Annotated in this window: 14 protein-coding genes and 1 riboswitch; of the genes, 7 read left to right on the top strand and 7 right to left on the bottom strand. The window is 72.3% G+C overall.

The window, feature by feature from the left end; genetic code table 11:
- The first annotated feature begins 78 nt into the window (after window positions 1–78).
- The 4 genes from ACWD2L_RS18960 to ACWD2L_RS18945 all read left to right on the top strand — a co-directional run bounded on the left by ACWD2L_RS18960 (window position 79) and on the right by ACWD2L_RS18945 (window position 4,459).
- The gene (locus ACWD2L_RS18960) at window positions 79–732 is read left to right on the top strand and encodes a helix-turn-helix domain-containing protein (protein WP_351334759.1); all 654 of its coding nucleotides are present in this window, start codon (window positions 79–81) and stop codon (window positions 730–732) included.
- Window positions 725–928 (top strand): DUF6126 family protein, encoded by a 204-nt coding sequence (locus ACWD2L_RS18955; RefSeq protein WP_351334757.1) that lies wholly within the window; start codon window positions 725–727, stop codon window positions 926–928. The genes ACWD2L_RS18960 and ACWD2L_RS18955 overlap by 8 nt, the downstream gene beginning before the upstream one ends.
- A gap of 175 nt (window positions 929–1,103) precedes the next feature.
- Window positions 1,104–1,934 (top strand): ABC transporter ATP-binding protein, encoded by an 831-nt coding sequence (locus tag ACWD2L_RS18950; protein ID WP_351334754.1) that lies wholly within the window; start codon window positions 1,104–1,106, stop codon window positions 1,932–1,934.
- Entirely contained in the window at window positions 1,931–4,459 is a 2,529-nt protein-coding gene (locus ACWD2L_RS18945) for an FtsX-like permease family protein (RefSeq protein ID WP_351334752.1), read from the top strand. The genes ACWD2L_RS18950 and ACWD2L_RS18945 overlap by 4 nt, the downstream gene beginning before the upstream one ends.
- Before the next feature lie 244 nt (window positions 4,460–4,703).
- Here ACWD2L_RS18945 and ACWD2L_RS18940 read toward each other — a convergent pair whose 3' ends face one another.
- A complete protein-coding gene (locus ACWD2L_RS18940) occupies window positions 4,704–5,501 on the bottom strand; it encodes a tyrosine-protein phosphatase (protein WP_351334750.1) in 798 nt (265 codons plus the stop codon).
- 387 nt (window positions 5,502–5,888) lie between these two features.
- Window positions 5,889–6,056: riboswitch (cyclic di-AMP (ydaO/yuaA leader) on the top strand.
- 3 nt (window positions 6,057–6,059) lie between these two features.
- Between ACWD2L_RS18940 and ACWD2L_RS18935 the strand changes: the two genes are divergently transcribed.
- Both ACWD2L_RS18935 and ACWD2L_RS18930 read left to right on the top strand, forming a co-directional pair.
- Complete coding sequence (locus tag ACWD2L_RS18935; RefSeq protein ID WP_351334747.1) at window positions 6,060–6,842, top strand: M23 family metallopeptidase; 783 nt, start codon at window positions 6,060–6,062, stop codon at window positions 6,840–6,842.
- A gap of 185 nt (window positions 6,843–7,027) precedes the next feature.
- Window positions 7,028–7,855, top strand: a complete 828-nt coding sequence (locus ACWD2L_RS18930; protein WP_351334745.1) for an SGNH/GDSL hydrolase family protein — start codon at window positions 7,028–7,030, stop codon at window positions 7,853–7,855.
- Window positions 7,856–7,946: 91 nt separating this feature from the next.
- On the opposite strand, the gene ACWD2L_RS18925 is transcribed toward ACWD2L_RS18930, so the two are convergent.
- Window positions 7,947–8,585, bottom strand: a complete 639-nt coding sequence (locus ACWD2L_RS18925; RefSeq protein ID WP_351334742.1) for a TetR/AcrR family transcriptional regulator — start codon at window positions 8,583–8,585, stop codon at window positions 7,947–7,949.
- 228 nt (window positions 8,586–8,813) lie between these two features.
- Between ACWD2L_RS18925 and ACWD2L_RS18920 the strand changes: the two genes are divergently transcribed.
- Window positions 8,814–10,382 carry an APC family permease gene (locus tag ACWD2L_RS18920; RefSeq protein ID WP_351334739.1) on the top strand — a complete coding sequence of 523 codons (1,569 nt, stop codon included), beginning with the start codon at window positions 8,814–8,816 and terminating at the stop codon, window positions 10,380–10,382.
- A gap of 26 nt (window positions 10,383–10,408) precedes the next feature.
- Here the strand turns inward: ACWD2L_RS18920 and ACWD2L_RS18915 are convergent, their stop codons facing one another.
- Genes ACWD2L_RS18915 through ACWD2L_RS18895 form a run of 5 tightly spaced genes read right to left on the bottom strand, consistent with a single transcriptional unit; the run spans window position 10,409 to window position 17,125 of the window.
- Complete coding sequence (locus ACWD2L_RS18915; RefSeq protein ID WP_351334737.1) at window positions 10,409–10,864, bottom strand: VOC family protein; 456 nt, start codon at window positions 10,862–10,864, stop codon at window positions 10,409–10,411.
- Window positions 10,865–10,915: 51 nt separating this feature from the next.
- Window positions 10,916–13,036: an acetate--CoA ligase family protein gene (locus ACWD2L_RS18910; RefSeq protein WP_351334734.1), complete on the bottom strand. Its 2,121-nt coding sequence runs from the start codon at window positions 13,034–13,036 to the stop codon at window positions 10,916–10,918.
- On the bottom strand, window positions 13,033–14,280 hold the full coding sequence (locus ACWD2L_RS18905; protein ID WP_351334732.1) for a glutamate dehydrogenase: 1,248 nt from the start codon (window positions 14,278–14,280) through the stop codon (window positions 13,033–13,035). The genes ACWD2L_RS18910 and ACWD2L_RS18905 overlap by 4 nt, the downstream gene beginning before the upstream one ends.
- Window positions 14,277–15,971, bottom strand: a complete 1,695-nt coding sequence (locus ACWD2L_RS18900; RefSeq protein ID WP_351334729.1) for a 5-guanidino-2-oxopentanoate decarboxylase — start codon at window positions 15,969–15,971, stop codon at window positions 14,277–14,279. The genes ACWD2L_RS18905 and ACWD2L_RS18900 overlap by 4 nt, the downstream gene beginning before the upstream one ends.
- Complete coding sequence (locus ACWD2L_RS18895) at window positions 15,968–17,125, bottom strand: acyl-CoA dehydrogenase family protein (protein WP_351334727.1); 1,158 nt, start codon at window positions 17,123–17,125, stop codon at window positions 15,968–15,970. Before ACWD2L_RS18895 ends, ACWD2L_RS18900 begins: the two co-directional genes overlap by 4 nt.
- Between the last annotated feature and the right edge of the window lie 74 nt (window positions 17,126–17,199).

Raw genomic sequence — 17,199 nt, 5'->3', positions numbered from 1 at the left:
GCTTCTGCCTTGGTGCGGGTTTTTGCCTCTGAGGCAAGAAAGTTGCCGGAGGGGCACGGCTCTGGCTGAATCGACAGCATGAGCCCTGCCCTCTCGCCGGACGAGGCGGACGGTGCGGAGGTTCCGGAACCCCCGGAACTCCCCGCCGTCGCGCCGCAGCTCCGCGAACTGCGCCGCCGCGCGGTCCTCACCCTGGAGGCCGCCGCCGGATCCGCCGGCCTGTCGCCGGCGCACCTCTCACGCCTGGAGACCGGACAGCGTCAGCCTTCGCTCCCGATGCTGCTGTCACTGGCCCGTATCTACGGTACGACCGTATCCGAACTCCTCGGCGAGACCCCTGCCGACCGGGACGCGGTCGTGCGCGGCGGCACGATGGAGGCCACGGAGGCCGGGGGCTGGACGTACCGGCAGGCCGGGTCGCCCGGCCGCGGCATGCAGGCGTTGCAGGTCCACGCGCCGTACGGGTCCCAGGGCGATGTCGTACGCGTGCATCCGGGGGAGGAGTGGCTGTACGTCCTGTCGGGCCGCCTACGGCTTCGGCTAGGGGACACGTCCTACCGGCTCGATCCGGGGGACAGCTCCCACTTCGACTCGCTCACCCCGCACCGGATCGCCGCCGTCGACCGGGGCGGCGTCGACTTCCTCTTCGTCCACACCCTGCTGCAGAGCCCGACGGCCGCGCTGTGCCTCGGGCCGTCAGCGGGATTGCTGAAGGAGACCCGTCATGGCTGACACCGCCGATACTGCTGACACGACCGGTGCGGCTGACCCGACCGAGGCGACTCTGGCCCCGGCCCCGGCCCGCCGCGTGGTCATTGAGGACAAGCTCCCGCGCGGCATCCTGATCCGGGTCCTCGTGTACGTCTTCGCAGGGCATGCGCTGGCGGGGTTCATCTACTTGCTGTTCACGCTGGGCGGGAATCAGTGAGGGAACAGTCAGTGGTGGAGCAGTCAGTGAGGGAGCAGTCGGTGGGGGCGGACCCCCTACTGCGGTAGCACCTCCATCTTGGCTCCCGGGTATGACGCCAGGCACCCGTTCGTTCTCGCACACTCCTCCCCGTCGGATCAGAACGAGGATGAGTACGAGAGGGCGGGACAGGGCCATGAGGCTACGCAGGGGAAAGCGGCGGGCGACGGAGGGCAACCGGCCGGAGGTGCCGGCCGGTACGCCGGGTCTCGCTGTGGAACTGCGCGGTGTGCGGCGGCAGTATGGGCGCGGGGCCGGCGCGGTGCACGCCCTCGCGGGCGTCGACCTCGCTCTGCCGCGCGGCACGTTCACGGCCGTGATGGGGCCGTCCGGGTCAGGCAAGTCCACTTTCCTGCAGTGCGCCGCCGGGCTCGACCGGCCGTCTGCGGGATCCGTGCGCCTCGGTGGCACGGAGATCACCGGCATGAACGAGAACAGCCTCACCGAGCTGCGCCGCAGCCGCCTCGGCTTCGTCTTCCAGGCGTTCAATCTGCTGCCGTCGCTGACCGTTGAGCAGAACGTTCTGTTGCCGATGCGGCTGGCCGGGCGCCGCCAGGACCGCCGCCGGGCGGCCGCGATGCTCGCGCAGGTCGGGCTCGCGGACAAGGCGCGGCGCCGGCCGGGCGAGCTCTCCGGTGGTCAGCAGCAGCGTGTGGCCGTCGCCCGGGCCCTGGTCACGAGCCCCGACGTGGTGTTCGCCGACGAGCCGACCGGCGCCCTCGACACCGGCACCGCCGCGGAGGTCCTCGGCCTGCTCCGGCACGCGGTGGACATGCTCGGCGCCACCGTCGTCATGGTCACCCACGACCCGGCCGCTGCAGCCTGGGCCGACCGCGTGCTGTTCCTCGCCGACGGTGCGTTCGCGGACAGCCTGGAGCGCGGTTCGGCGGAGCAGATCGCGGCGCGGATGGCGACGCTCGCCGCCCGTACCTCCCGCGTGGGCGTGATGGCGGGGGCGGCGGCATGAGGAGCCTCGCGCCCAACGGCCTCGCGCGAGCGGCCGTGCGCTTCAAGCCCGCCTCGTTCGCGGGCACCTTTGTCGCGCTGCTGATGTCGGCGCTGATCGTCGCGGCCTGCGGCAGCCTGCTGGAGTCGGGCGTGCGCGCCTCGGTTCCGGCGGAGCGGTACGCGAAGGCGCCGGTCGTGGCGGCGGCCGACCAGTCCGCGCGGGTTGTCGCCGACACCATCGACGGCCCCGAGGAATCCGCGTACCCGCTCCCGGACACCGCGCGCGTGGACGCCGGGCTCGCCGCGAAGGCGGCCCACGCGCCGGGCGCCGAGGCCGCGGTGGCGGACTTCACCTTCCCGGTGCGGCAGGGAACCGGCGCACTCACCGGCCACGGCTGGGGCTCGCACGCCTTCACCGGCACCGCGCTGTCCGTGGGCGCCGCGCCGCACAGGGGAGAGGTGGCGCTCGACGCCGCGGCGGCCCGAACGGCGAAGGCCGACGTCGGCGACACCGTCGCGCTCGAAACGGCGGCGGGACGCGCGGAGTTCCGGGTGTCCGGCATCGCCAAGGCCGGGGCCGGGGACACCGCGGCGGCAGGTGCGGCGGCAGGCTCAGCGGCCGGAAGCGGGGCCACCGCCTGGTTCGCCGACGCCGAGGCCCCCGCGCTGTCCGGGCACCCCGGCAAGGCCGATGCCATCGCGGTCCTGGCCAAGGACGGCGCCGACACCGGAGCCCTCGCCAGTGCCGTGGAGAAGGCGCTCGCCGGCTCCGGCGCGCAGGTGCTCACCGGCGACGACCGCGGCGAGGTCGAGGACCACGGCCTGGCGTACGCCAAAGAGACTCTCACCGCCCTCGGCGGCTCCTTCGGCGGGATCGCCACGGTGGTGGCCGTGTTCACCGCGGCAGGCACGGTCGCCCTCTCCGTCGGCCAGCGCACCCGCGAGTTCGCGCTGCTGCGGGCTGTCGGTGCCACCCCGCGGCAGATCCGCCGGGCGGTGGCGGCGGAGGCGCTGCTCGTCGCGCCGCTTGCCGGGGTGCTGGGGTGCCTGCCCGGCATCGGACTCGCGCACTGGTGGTTCGGGCAGCTGAAGGACCGTGGGGCCGTCCCGCAGGCGGTCGAGCTGCACGTCTCGTGGATCCCGCTGGTCGCCGCCGTCGGGACCGGGCTGCTCACGGCGCTCGGCGCGGGCTGGATCGCCGGGCGCAGGCCGGCGAAGATCAAGCCGGGGCAGGCGCTCGCCGAGGCCTCGGTGGAGCGGCTGCGGCCGGGCGTCATCCGTACCGTGCTCGGCGTCGCGGCCCTCGGCGGCGGCTCGGTGCTCGCCGGCGTCGCGGCCTCCACCGCCGGCGCCGACGCGGCGAACGCCTCGCTCGGCGTCGTCATGCTCTTCATGCTCGCCGTCGCCCTGCTCGGCCCGCTGCTGGCCCGGCTGTGCGCGGCCCTCTTCGGCCTGCTGCTGCGTGGCGGTGGCGCCTCGGCCTCGCTGGCGGCCGCCAACTCCCGGACGAATTCCCGCCGGTTGGCCTCCGCGATCACGCCAATCGTGCTGGCGATGGCCTTCGCCTCGACGCTGGTCTTCATGCACACAAGCGAGAGCAAGGTGTCCGCGGACCAGCTGCGCGACGGCATCACGGCGGACCACGTCGTGACCAACCCCGCAGGTCTGCCCGCGGGCGCCGCCGACCGGGCAGCCCGCACTCCCGGTGTCGACGCGGCTGTGAGCCTGCTGGACACGCAGGTGCTCATACCGGTCGACTCGGGTGGGGAGACGTCGCTGCAGGCGACCGCGGCCCAGGGAATCTCGGGCTCGGGCGCGGAGCTCGCCAAGGTGCAGGATCTGGATGTGCGCGCCGGAAGCCTGGATCGCGTGGGCGCGGACCGCATCGCCATCGACAAGACCCTCGCCACGGCGGCGAAGGTGAAGGTGGGCGACAGGCTGCCGCTCCGTCTCCCCGACGGCACGAAGGCCCGCCCGCACGTCGCGGCGGTGTACGGCCGGGGCCTCGGGCTGGCGGCGGTGACCATGGACCGTGCCTCCCTGTCAGGACACGTCACATCGGCCTTCGACAGCACGCTGCTGGTGCGCGGCGGCGACGCCGCGCCGCTCACCGCACTCGGCAAGGTCACGGACGCCTCGGGCTACGCCGTCGAGCAGAGCGTGGACAGCGAAATGGGCGCATGGTCCAACTACATGATGGCCGCGGTCCTGGGCGGCTTCGCCGCCGTCGCGGCGGTCAACACACTGGTGATGACGGTCCTGGACCGCCGTCGCGAACTGACGGTGCTCCGCCTCGTCGGCTCCACGCGCCGCCAGGTGCTGCGGATGCTCCGCTGGGAGAGCCTGCTGGTATCGGCCGCGGGGGTGGCGCTCGGCACCGCCATCGCGATGATCACGCTGACCCCGATGATGCGCGGCATGACGGGTGAGTCCCCGTACATACCGCCGCTGCTGTACGGCACGTTCGCGGCAAGCGCGGTGTGCCTCGGCCTGCTCGCCGTGACCCTCCCCGCCCGCGCGGCACTTCGCGACAGGGAGGGGTGACGGCGGACCTCGAACGGGGTGGGCGACGCCGGGCGTCCTGCGACGCTCGGGGCCGGCCCATGCGTCGCTCGCGCCCGGCCCGTGTGGCGCCCCGGCCCAGCCCGTGTGGCGCCTGGGCCCAGCCCGTGCGGCGCTCGTGCCAGGCACTTGCGATGCACGGGCCAGGCACCTGCGGCGCTCGTGCCAGGCACTTGCGACGCTCGGGCCAGACACCCTCCGGCGCTCGGCGCTCGGCGCTCGGCGGTCAGGCGAGAAGGCGCTCGCGCAGTCGCTCGCGCGTCGCCGCAGTGAGCTTCAGGCCCTCTTCGAGGTAGCGGTCCGTGCCGCCCCAGTGCTCGTCGATGGTCTCGAGGCCCGCGTTGAGGTACTCGATGCGGGCGTCGAAGAGCGGGCTGAGCAGCTCCATGATCTCGGGGGAGTAGGCGTCCTTCGCGGTGGCGGTGCGGCGCACGTTGTAGCGGCGGTGCTTCTCGTTGGACTTGAGGTAGTCCGCCTCGATGGCGTCGCGCTCCACGCCCACCGCGAGCAGCGTCACCGCGATCGACAGGCCCGCGCGGTCCTTGCCCGCCGCGCAGTGCATCAGCGCGGGGAGGCTGTCCTCGGCGAGGGAGTGCAGCACGCGGCTGTGCTCGGCGGTGCGCTCCTTGATCATGGTGCGGTAGGACTCGACGAGCCGGTTCGCCGCGCGGCCCTCGGAGAGGATCTGGCGCAGCTGATCGATGTTGCCGTCGCGGACCATGGTCCAGAATTCGGCGCCGTCGGCCGGGTCGTTGAGCGGCAGGTTCTGATTGCGCACGCCGGGCAGCTCGACGTCCGCGCCTTCCAGCGTCAGGTCGGCGCCGTTGCGGAAGTCGAAGACCGTGTGCAGGCCGAGGGAGGAGAGGAAGCTCGAGTCCTCGGCCGTGGCGTGGGCGAGGTGACCGCTGCGGAACAGAACGCCCTGACGCACGCGCCGGCCGTCCACGGTGGGAAGGCCGCCCACGTCTCGGAAGTTGCGCACTCCGGTCAGCTCGGGCTCGGTGGACGGTGCGTGCTGCGTCACAGGGGCTCCTCCCAATCGGTGCACCGGCGTTGGGTCGCCGGTGGGCGCGCTCCTGACGATACGACATCGGTTCCCCAGGCAACCATCTGTCCGATTCGCCCCGTTCTGTGTCAACTGTGCATGGATCGGAGGGGCTTGTGGGCGTGTGCGTGACCGGCTTCATGTTCGTGACGCTGCGTGCCGGGCGGCCAGGATTGCCTGCCCAGTAATCCCCGAAGGTATGGCGTTGGTAAAGCAGAGAATGTCGACGCAGGGTTACGCAGGACGGCCCCGGAAACCCAATGAATTGCCGCCGCAAGCGAATTCGGGGTTTGTCGTAGCCATTGCGGTTCGCCTACGGTCACCAATCAATCCGGTCGGAACGCCTAGTCCTGCCGCCGCCCGGATTCCTTTCGACTACCCGTCCACGGCAGGAGCGGGGGACCCACACGCAGTACGCCGCGTAGGGATTTCCCGAAGCGGCTAGGGGTGAAGCCGCGCCCGCACCCCGGGCGTGGCCGGGCATCTCCAGCCCGAACCCGACAGCTCACCTCGTAGGCGACGGAGAGGAAAATCAGCATGCCCGCAAAGGGAAAGCACCGCCTTTCGACCTCCCAGCGCATCGCCCGTGTCGCCGCCGTCGCCTCCGCCGGTGGAGTCGCCGTGGCGCTCCCGCTGATGGGCGCCACCGGCGCACAGGCCGCGACGTCCGGCGGCACCGCCGACACCACGACGTACACCGTCAAGGCCGGTGACACGCTTTCGAAGATCGCCAAGGCGCAGGACGTCGACGGCGGCTGGAAGAAGCTGTACGAGAACAACAAGGACGCCGTCGGCTCCAACGCGGACCACCTCAAGATCGGCGTCAAGCTCGACCTCGGCGGCGCGGCCGCGGACGACTCCGGCTCCGAGAGCGGGGCCGCCGCCACGCAGACGAGCGCCAAGACCACCGCCTCCGGCGACTACACGGCGCCGGTCGACGGCGCCAAGGGCACGGGCTACGGCAACTCCGGCTCCATGTGGTCCAGCGGCAGCCACACCGGCGCCGACTACTCGGTGCCGACCGGCACCTCCGTGAAGTCGATCGCCGACGGCACCGTCGTCTCGACCGGCTCGGGCGGCGCGTACGGCAACGAGGTCGTCATCCAGCACGCCGACGGCCACTACTCCCAGTACGGCCACCTGTCGTCGATCGGTGTCGCCCAGGGCGCCACCGTGACGGCCGGCCAGGAGATCGCCAAGTCCGGCGCGACCGGCAACGTCACCGGACCGCACCTGCACTTCGAGATCCGCACGGGTGCGGACTACGGCTCGGACATCGACCCGATCGCGTACCTGAGCGAGCACGGTGTGAACGCCTGAGACGTGACGTAGCGGCCGCCCGTCGGCCCGCTCCCTTCGGCGCCCGGGGTGTTCCCCGGGCGCCGAATCGCGTTCGCGCGCTTATTCCACGCTTATTCCCCATGTGGCGGGTGGGGTATCTCACCACGCGTCAACCCCTGGCTACGGTCGCGTAGGTCACACCCGAGGGTGAAAGATGTGTGGTCGTGGCAAACGAATCGAGAGCACTCACGGACTCACTCAACGGCACGATCCGCTCCTACGCGGCCGTGGGCGACAGCTTCACCGAGGGGGTCGGCGACCCCGGCCCCGACGGTAAGTTCGCGGGCTGGGCGGACCGGCTCGCCGTCCTCCTGGACGACCGTGTCCCCGAGGACACCTTCCGGTACGCGAACCTGGCCGTGCGCGGCAAGCTCCTCGACCAGGTCGTCGCGGACCAGGTCCCGAAGGCGGTCGAGCTCGCCCCCGACCTGGTGAGCCTGGTCGCCGGCGGCAACGACATCATCCGCCCCGGCACCGACCCGGACGACGTGGCCGAACGCTTCGAGAAGGCTGTCGTCCGGCTCGCCGACGCGGCAGGCACCGTCATGGTGGCCACCGGGTTCGACACCCGTGACGTGGCCGTGCTCAAGCATCTGCGCGGCAAGATCGCCACGTACAACATGCATCTGCGGGCGATAGCCGACCGCCACGGCTGCGTGATGCTCGACCTGTGGTCCCTGAAGTCCATCCAGGACCGCCGGGCCTGGGACGGCGACCGCCTCCACCTGTCGCCCGACGGGCACACGCGCGTGGCGCTGCGTGCCGCCCAGGCGCTCGGCGTCGAGGTGCCGGCCAACCCCGAGCAGGCGTGGCCGCTGCTGCCCCCGCGCGGCACGTTCGAGGTGCGGCGCGACGACATCCACTGGGCGCGGGAGTTCCTGGTGCCGTGGATCGGGCGCAGGCTGCGCGGCGAGTCCTCCGGCGACCGGGTGCAGGCCAAGGGCTTCGTGGACCCGCACGCCGTGAAGGCGCACCTGGAGCGGGCTTCCTGACGCATTCACCGCAGTACGGGGTAGGACTCATCGGGAGGCGGCGTTCTGACGCGGCGCCCCTCGGCGGTTCGGCGGCGCTGACGGCTTCCCGTCAGCGTCCCGCCCCGGTCAACTCCGCGCGCTCGAGCCCCAGTTCGCGGGCGAGCGCCTCATCCACCCACTCCTGCATGCGGGCCCGCGACACCGTGGCCGGCCTGGCCCGCTTGTCCTCGTACGCCGTCAGCTGCACGGCGAGCCCGTCGAGCAGCGCCGTGAGCCGCAGCGCCGCCGCCATCGGGTCGGGGCAGCCGAACTCGCCCGCCGCCACGCCCTCGGCGATCACCTCCGCGAGCGCCGCCTTCCACTGCCGGTCGAGGTCCCGTGTGACCTCCCGCAGCGCGGGCTCGCGCAGCGCCGCGGCCCAGCCCTCGATCCACAGCCGCCACCCCTTGGCCTGACCCGTCGGCGCGTACCAGCGCACCGCGGCGCGCAGCCGCTTCAGGGCCGTCGTGCGGCGGCCGAGCAGCTTGCGCAGGTGGGCCAGGTCGCTCTCGGCGGCGTGCGCGAACGCGGCCGCGACGAGCTTCTCCTTCGTCGAAAAGTGGTACAGCACCAGCGCGTTGCTCACGCTGAGCGCCGACGCCACGTCGGCGATGCGCACGGCGGCCACTCCGCGCGCCTCGATCTGCTCGATGGCGGCCCCCAGCAGCTCTTCGCGCCGCTCGGCCACGCTCAACCGGACTCTGGTCACGCCGCAACCCTAGTTGTTCCTGCGCACCGACTCGTTCAGGCGCTCGTTCAGGTGCAGGACTCTTGACGCCCCGCCGTCGCAGGGGCCACAGTCGCGTCACGTTCCACTACTGACTGGCCGTTCAGTCAATAAGTCGGCCGGTCGGGGGTGGGCGCGGCCCGAGCAGGGCCCAAGTGCCGTCAGTGCTCTCGTCGTTCTGTTCCCGTTCTGTTCTCGCCAGGAGCAATCGTGACCCACGCGCCGTCCCTCTCGCCGACCCCGCCCGCCGGGGACGAGCCCGACCTCTCCGAAGGCTGGGGCGAGCAGCGCTCACGGCTGCGCAAGGATCTGCGCCGGCTGGACGTGCTGTTCTTCCTCATCTGCACGCTCGTCGGCCTGGACACCATCGGATCCGTCGCCGCACAGGGCCCGCAGGGCCTGACCTGGATGGTCATCCTGGCTGTCGTCTTCTTCCTCCCCTACGGGCTGCTCGTCGCCGAACTCGGCTCGTCCTTCCCCGTGCAGGGCGGCCCGTACGTCTGGACCCGCCTCGCCTTTGGCCGGCTCGTCGCGGGCGTCAACCAACTCCTGTACTGGATATCAAATCCCGTCTGGGTGGGCGGCAGCCTGTGCATCATCGCGCTGACGACCTGGGAGGAGTTCTTCACGCCGCTGCCGGGCGTGTGGAAGTACGTCGCCGGGTTCGTGTTCATCTGGGGTGGCGCGCTCGCCGTGGTGCAGTCCGTACGCATCGGCAAGTGGGTGCCCATCGCGGGCGCCGTCGCGCGTGTCGTGCTGCTCGGCTTCTTCCTCGTGTCCGTCGTCGTGTACGCCGCCGAACATGGCATCCACGCTCTGCCCGCGGGCGAATTCACGCCTACGTATGCGGGCTTCGTGGCGCTCGTCCCGGTGCTCATCTTCAACTACGTAGGCTTCGAACTGCCCAGCTCGGCCGCCGAGGAGATGAAGAACCCGCGCCGCGACATCCCGCTGTCGATCCTGCGCTCCGGCCTCGCCGCCGTGCTGCTCTACGGAGGGCCCATCCTCGGCATCCTGTTCGTTCTGCCCAGCCAGGAGATCGGCAGCCTGGGCGGCTTCATCGACGCCTGCAAGGCCGTCTTCACGGTCTACGGCGGTTCGATCGCGGCCGACGGCACGGTGACGCTGACCGGGCTCGGCTCCGTGTTCGGCGGGGTCGCCGCGGCGGGCCTCATCATCGGGCTGCTCACCTCCGGTGTCACCTGGGCGATGGGCGCCCACCGTGCGCAGGCCGTGGCGTGCGCGGACGGCGCGGGCCCGGCCTGGCTGGGTCGCATCTCCGAGAAGCACGGCACGCCGGTCCGGGTCAACATCCTGTCCGCCGTGCTCGGTTCGATCCTGTTCGTCGTCGCCCTCAATCTCACCGGAGGCGACGGTGAGAAGTACTTCGCGGCGGGCCTCGGCCTGACCATCAGCACGACGTTCATCTCCTACGTCATCACGTTCCCGAGCCTCGCCGTGCTGCGCCGCAAGTACCCCGACCAGGAGCGGCCCTACGCCGTGCCGGGCGGCCGGGCGGGCGCCTGGATCGTGACCGCGCTCTCCACCGGCTTCGTGGCGTTCACCGTGGTCGTGCTCGTCTGGCCCGGCTTCGGGGTGGGGTGGTTCGGCACGGCTGGCAACCCGGCGGACTCGCTGCCCGAGTCGTTCGCCGGCCAGCGGCTGCCGTACACGCTCAGCCAGGTGCTGCCGCTGCTCCTGTTCGTCGTGATCGGTTTGGTGTTCTACGCGTGCGGGGCGCCCGCGCGGCGGCGGGCGCGCGGAGCCGGCTCGGAGTAGGCCGGGCACGGTGGCCGAGGCCGTCGTCACACCACGTCGAACTCGTTGCCCTCCGGGTCCTGCAGGGCGACGGCGTAGAATCCGGTGTCGGGCTCGTCCTTGATCCGCAGCACGGTGGCACCGGCTTTCACGAGCCGCTCCACCGTGGTGTCGACCCGCTGGGTGCGGACGTCCAGCGGGACGCCTCGGCCGCCGCCGACCCTCAGATCGAAGTGCCACCGGTTCTTCGCGGCCTTCTGCTCGGGAACCACCTGGAACCACACCCGCGGTCCACGCCCCGCGGGATCGATGATCGACTCCGGGAGGTCCCCGGCACCGGCGGGCAACTCCTCATCGGGGACGCCGATCGCCGCCCAGTAGGCGCGCCACGTGGGGTGCCCTTCGGGCGGAGGCTCGGGCACATAGTCCAGGGCCTCCGCCCAGAAGGCCACCATGGCCCGCGGATCGGAACAGTCGATCGTCAGCTGCAGGTTCATCTCCATACTCGGAGCATCCCAGGCGGGTCTGACAACGGCCCGCCTGCGCACCGGTCCCTACGAGGCCCGCACCGCGTGCGCGTCCAGCGCGATCGCCCCTCCGGGATGCACGAGCAGCGGGTTGACCTCCAGATCCGTCAACTCCGGGTGATCCGCCGCCGCTTGTGCCACCGCGCACACCGCCGCCACGGCCGCTTCCAGATGGACGGCCGGTGCGCCGCGCCACCCGGTCAACAGCGGCGCGTGCCGCAGCTCAAGCAGGAGCGCACGCGCGCGTGCCGGGGTGAGCGGGGCCAGCGCCAGCGCGGTGTCGGCGTGCAGTTCGGCCGTGACACCTCCGGCGCCGACCATGACGACGGGGCCGAACGCCGCATCCTTGCGTACGCCGACGATGAGTTCGCGCGCGTACGGAGGCGTCACCATCGACTCGACCGCGTACCGGGCCGCCCCCGTGGCCTCCCGCATCCGCGCGAACGCGGTCCGCAGGGCGAGCTCGTCGGCGATGTGCAGCGCCACACCGCCGGCCTCGGTCTTGTGGGCGAGCCCCATCGCCTTGAGCACCAAGGGGTAGCCCGTGCGGTAGGCAGCCTCCGCCGCAGCGTCCGCGTCCGTCACGAACTCGGCCGTGGGGAACGCGACTCCGTAGGACGCCAGCAGCTCCCGCACCCGCTCGTAGCCGCCGTCCTCGACCTCGTACGCCGCCGGGGGAGTGGTTCGCTCCTGCGGCAGGCGCGGAGTCGCGGAGGCCAGGCGCACGGCGCCCGCGAGTGCCGTTGCCGCCTGCTCGACGCGCTCGTGGACCGGGATGCCGCGTTCCTTGAGGACGGCGAGGGCCGGGGTGTCGCGGGCCATGGTGTGCACGAGTAGGGCCCGCCCCGCGGCGCCGGCGGCGTCGGCGAGGGCGTGCGCGATCTCGCACTCGCGCCTTGCCTGGGCCGGGTTCGCGGTCGCGTAGTCCCCGAAGTAGCCCGTGAGCACCACCGTGTCAGCGTCGCCGCTGTGCAGCAAGGTGGCCGCCACGCGCGCGTAGGTGGCCAGATCCCGCTCACCCGCACCCGCCAGGTCGACCGGGTTGACCCGCCCCGCGCCCGGCGGCAGGTGCGCGGCCAGGGACTCGACGGTGGCCGGGGAGAGCGCGGGCACATCGAAGCCGCACCCGGCGAACGAGTCGGCGGCCAGCGCGCCCTGCCCGCCGCTGTCCCCGATGACGGCGACCCGGTGCGGAGGGGGTGGGGTGGCGCTGGCCGGGGCCAGGGCGGGGGCGGGGGTGGTTTCGTGGCGTGGGGGGTGGGGGCGGGAACGTACGAGGGGGAGGGTGGGGGACATCAAGTGGAGGGCGGTGTCGACGAGTTCGCCCGCCGAGTTCAGGAGGAGGGCACCTGCGTCGCGGCAGACCGCGGCGACCGTCGCGTGCGGGCTGACGAGGGCGCCCGTGTGGGAGGCGGCCGCGCGGCCCGATGCCGCGCTGCGGCCCACCGTGAGGAGCAGGACCGGCTTTCCCGCGGCGTGCGCGGCCGCCAGGACGTCCGCGAGGCGGCGGCCGTCCCGGAAGTCCTCCACGTACGCCGCGATCGCTCTCGTGGGCTCGTGGGCGATCAGGGACTCCAGGGCGTCGGCGGCGTCGATGTCGCGCTGGTTGCCGAGCGAGACGAAGCGCGAGAAGCCCGCGCCCGCACGGTCGAGATGTCTGCCGATCTCCAGGGCCAGGTTGCCGCTCTGCGAGACCAGGCCGAGGGCGCCGACCGGGAAGTCGCCCCAGCTGAGCCGGAGTTGGCTGCTCGTGTCGACGATGCCCATGCAGTTGGGGCCGAGCAGGCGGGCGCCGCGCGAGGTGACCAGGTTCGCGAGGGAGTCCTCTTCGGTGGTGCCCGACGTGATCACTGTGAAGCAGCGGGCGCCCGCGTCGAGGCCCTCCTGAACCACTGGGCGCACCTGGTGGGGCGGGACGGCGACCACCACGTGCTCGGGTGGCTCGGTCAGCGTGGACAGGGCGGGGCGGAACGGTTCGCCCTGGAGGTGGCCGCCCTTGTGGTTGACCAGGTGGACCGCGCGCCGGGCGCGGCCGGTCAGGGCGCCCGCCGCGAGCCAGTAGCCCCACTTCTCCGGGTTGTCGGACGCGCCGACGACCGCGACGGACGCCGGGTCGTACAGCGCGCCCAGGCTTGTTGACGTCGTCACCTGTACCACCCGAACCTCTCCGCGAGGATCGGCAGGCGGTCGGCGACGATGGCGTGCGCCGCTGCCCTCGGGGTCGTTCCGTCGCCCTCCGCGCGCGCGAGCATCTGGTCGATCAGGGAGCGCATGGAGCGCCGCGTGTAGGCGAACGCCTCGTCCGCGTCCGCGCCGATGTCGCCGAAGAGGGTCCACCACCACCAGGCGTTCGTCCCGGAGTTGACGACCACGTCCGGCAGCACCGTGATGCCGCGCCGGGTCATGAGGTCCTCGGCTTCCGCGAGCACCGGCATGTTCGCCGCCTCGACGACCCAGCGGGCCGTGATCCGCTCCTGGTTCGCCGCGTCGATCGCGTACGAGACCGCGGCCGGGACGAGTACGTCCGCGTCCGCCGACAGCCAGGCGTCGCCCGGCAGTTCGCGGTCCTCGGGGCGCAGTCGCTCCCGGTCCACCGTGCCGTAGGCGTCGCGGGCCGCGAGCAGCGCCTCAATGTCGAGGCCCGCGTCGTTGGCGATGGTGCCCTTCAGGTCGGCCACCGCCACGATCGTGAGCCCCGCGCGCGTGAGGAAGCGGGCCGTGGCGCCGCCCATGGTGCCCAGCCCCTGGAGGGACACACGGGTGCCTGCGTAGGAGCGGCCGGCGCGGTCCAGCGCGACCAGGACCGCCTCGGCGACGCCGCAGCCGCCCACCAGCTCGTCGAGACCGATGCCGTCGACGTCCACCGCGAAGGCGTCCGCGAGCCGCTGACGGGCCGTCTCCTCGTCGTCCAGGAGCGGGTACACGGCCTGGATGGACGACACGAGCCCGGCCTCGGCCGCCGCCTTGTCGACCAGGTCCTGCGTGAGGCCCAGGTCCTCGCCCGTCGTCCAGAAGGACTCGATGGACGGGCGCATCGCCTTCAGGTAGCGCACCAGGATGCCGTACGCCTCCGGGTCCTGCGGGTCGCAGTCGATGCCGCCTTTGGCGCCGCCCAGCGGGATGTAGCGGCCCTGAGGGTTGTAGTGCAGCGCCTCCTTCATCGTCATGCCGCGCGCGAGCCCCGCGACCTCCTCCAGTGTGCAGCCGGCCCGCATCCGCAGGCCGCCGCTGGAGACGCCGCGCACCAAGCGGTCGATCACCAAGTAGCCGTGGCGGCCGGTGACATGGTCGGTCCAGGTGAGCTGGGTGAGGGGGGCCGCCGCGGCTGTCCCCGGGGTGGTCCAGCCCGTCGGGGGCGTGGCGGTGCCGGCGGGCGTGTGGGCGGTGGTCATGCGGACTCCTCAGGGACGACGATCAGGGTGGGGGCGGGAGTGGTCAGGGCGGTGCTCAGCAGCTTCGCGAGCTCCTCGGGGGAGTGGGCCGTCGCGCCGTGTCCTCCGTAGGCGCGGGCGAGGGAGGGCAGGTCCACGCGCGCGTGGTCGACCGCGAGCGGTGCGTCGCCGCGGGCCTTCATCTCGTCGCGGATCTCGCCGTAACCGGAGTTGTCGAACACGACGACGGCGAGCGGCTGTTGGAGCGCGGCGGCCGTGGCCAGCTCCTGGATTGAGAACTGCAGCCCACCGTCGCCGCTGAGCGCCACCACCTGGCGGTCCGGACAGGCGACCTTCGCGCCGATCGCGGCGGGCAGCGCATAGCCGAGCGTGCCGAAGCCGGTGGGGTGGAGGTAGCGGGCGCGCGGCCCCAGGGTGAGGTGCGGCAGGGCCCCGTAGTAGCAGCACTGGGCGCTGTCCGAGGTGACGACGGCGTCCGGGGTGAGGGTGCCGCGGATCGCCTTCAGGTAGGGCAGCCAGTGGGCGTCGCGGGGGCGGGATTCGGTGTCGCGGGATGCCCTGAGGGCGGCGGTTTCGGCGTGGGCGGTGGTTCGGGCGTGGGCGGTGGTGGGGTTCGGGGTGGCGGTGGTGTGTGTGGTGGCGGCCGCGATTGCGAGGGTGAGCGCGTCGAGTGTGGCCTGTGCGTCGCCGACCAGGGGGACGTTCGCCGGGACGCCCGCGTACATCTGCGCGGGGTCGAGATCGACCCGGATCAACTGGCCCTGGAGGGGGAGCGGTTCGGCCGTCCAGATGTCGGACTCGGCCAGCTCCGTGCCGACGGCCAGGACCACGTCCAGGCTCATGAGCCACTCCTGCACCACCGGGCTGTGCAGGGACACGCCGAGGGAGAGCGGATGGCCCTCGTCGACGATCGCCTTCCCGTTCGCCGTGGTGACCACCGGGGCCGCCAACTGTTCGGCCAGGGCGAGGCATTGGTCCGCCGCGCCGCGGGCTCCGCCACCGAGGACGATGGCCGGGCGCTGCGCGTGGGCGAGGAGCGCGGCGGCCTCCTCGACGCGTGCCGCGTCGGGGACGTGCGGCGCGGCCGGGGGAGCGGTGCGGGCCGGGCCCGTGGGCTCGGCCGCCTCCAGGAGGTCGAGCGGGATCTCGATGTGCGCCGGACGCGGCCGCTCCGAGCGGAACAGCGTGAACGCACGCGCCACCGCCGCACCGATCTCCGCCACCGAGGAGACCCGGTGGCTGAAGGCGGCCACGTTCCGCAACGCCTCGGTCTGGCTGCGCATTTCGTGCAGCAGGCCCGTCGGCTGGCGGGGGTGGCGCAGCGGCATGCCCGGCGAGATCACCAGCAGCGGCACACTGTCCGAGTACGCCTGGCCGACGGCCGCCGCGATGTTCAGAAGCGCGGGCCCGGTGGTGGTGATCGCCACTCCGGGCGTGCCCGTCACGCGCGCGTACGCGTCCGCCGCGTATCCGGCGCCCTGTTCGTGGCGCGGCGCGGTGTGCGCGACACCGTAGGCCGTCAAGTGGCGGTAGATCTCCAGGTTGTGGGTGCCGGGGATGCCGAAGGCCCGGGTGACGCCGTGGGCGGCCAGGGCGCGGACGAGGGCTTCGCCGCCGGTGAGGTGGGTGCGGTCCGGTGGCGGCTCGGGACTGTGACGCGTAACTACGGCGGATTCGTGGACAGACGTCACAGTGACCTCGCAATGATCAGGCGCATGATGTCGGAGGTGCCCTCTTCGATCTCCTCCAACTTGGCGTCGCGCATCCACTGTTCGACCGGGAACTCGCGCGAGTAGCCCCAGCCGCCCAGCGTCTGCACTGCCGCCCATGTGCAGTACGCCGCCGTCTCCGACGCGGTGAGCTTGGCCATGGCCGCCTCCGTGGTGGCGCTCAGGCCCGCGTCCAGGCGGCGGGCCGCGCGCCACGTCATCAGGCGCGACTGCTCGACGCGGGTACGCATGTCGGCGAGCCGGAACGCGACCGCCTGGTGCTCGATCACGGGCTTGCCGAACTGTTCGCGCGTGCGCGCGTAGTCGCGTGCGTACTCGTAGGCGGCGCGGGCGACACCGGTGGCGGCGGCGCCCAGGACGGCGCGCGAGATGTCGAAGGTGCGCATCAGACCGTTGAAGCCCTGGCCCTCGTCGCCGAGCCGGTTCTCCGCGGGGACGAAGGCGTCGGAGAGGAAGATCTCCCGGCAGACGATGGCGCGTTGACCCATCTTGCGCATCGGCTCGCCGAAGCTGACACCCTCGGTGTCCCTGTGCAGAAGGAAGGCGCTGACACCGCGCGAGCGCTGCGTCGGATCCGTCTTGGCGAACACCACGTAGCGGTCGGCCTCGCCCGCGTTCGAGATCCACGACTTCTGGCCGTTGAGCAAGTAGCCGCCCTCGGTGCGGCGGGCCGTCGTCGCGATCGACGCCGCGTCCGAACCCGCGCCCGGTTCGGTGGTCGCGAGCGACGTCATCGGGGTGTCGGGGCCGGCGAGCGGGGTGAGCCAGGTGCGCTGCTGCTCCTCGGTGCCGAGGGCGAGCACGGGGTCGGCGAAGAAGCCGTTCGAGCAGAGCAGATTGCCGATGCCCAGGTCGCCGACGCACAGCTCCTCCTGTACCAGGACCTGCGTGAAGACGTCGGTGAAGCCGCCTCCGCCGAACTCCTCGGGGAGCATGAACCCGGTGATGCCGACCTTGGCCGCCTTGCGCCACAGGTCCCAGGGCGTCTCGACGTCGGCCTCGTCGACAGCACGCGCGCGTGGCCGGATCTCCTCGGCCGCGAACGTCCGGGCGAGCTCGACGACGGCGTGCTGTTCGGGAGTGAGCGGGACCAGCTCGGTGGGGAGTTCCGACACGGTGCCTCCATACGGCTTCCGGCTTCGCTGGATCCAGTTGGCTTTACTGAATCGCCAGTCAGTATCCGGAGTCG

This window comes from Streptomyces sp. NPDC002754 (assembly GCF_053592315.1).
Note: the sequence above shows the minus strand (reverse complement) of the source record. Positions and strands in the feature narration are given on the sequence as shown.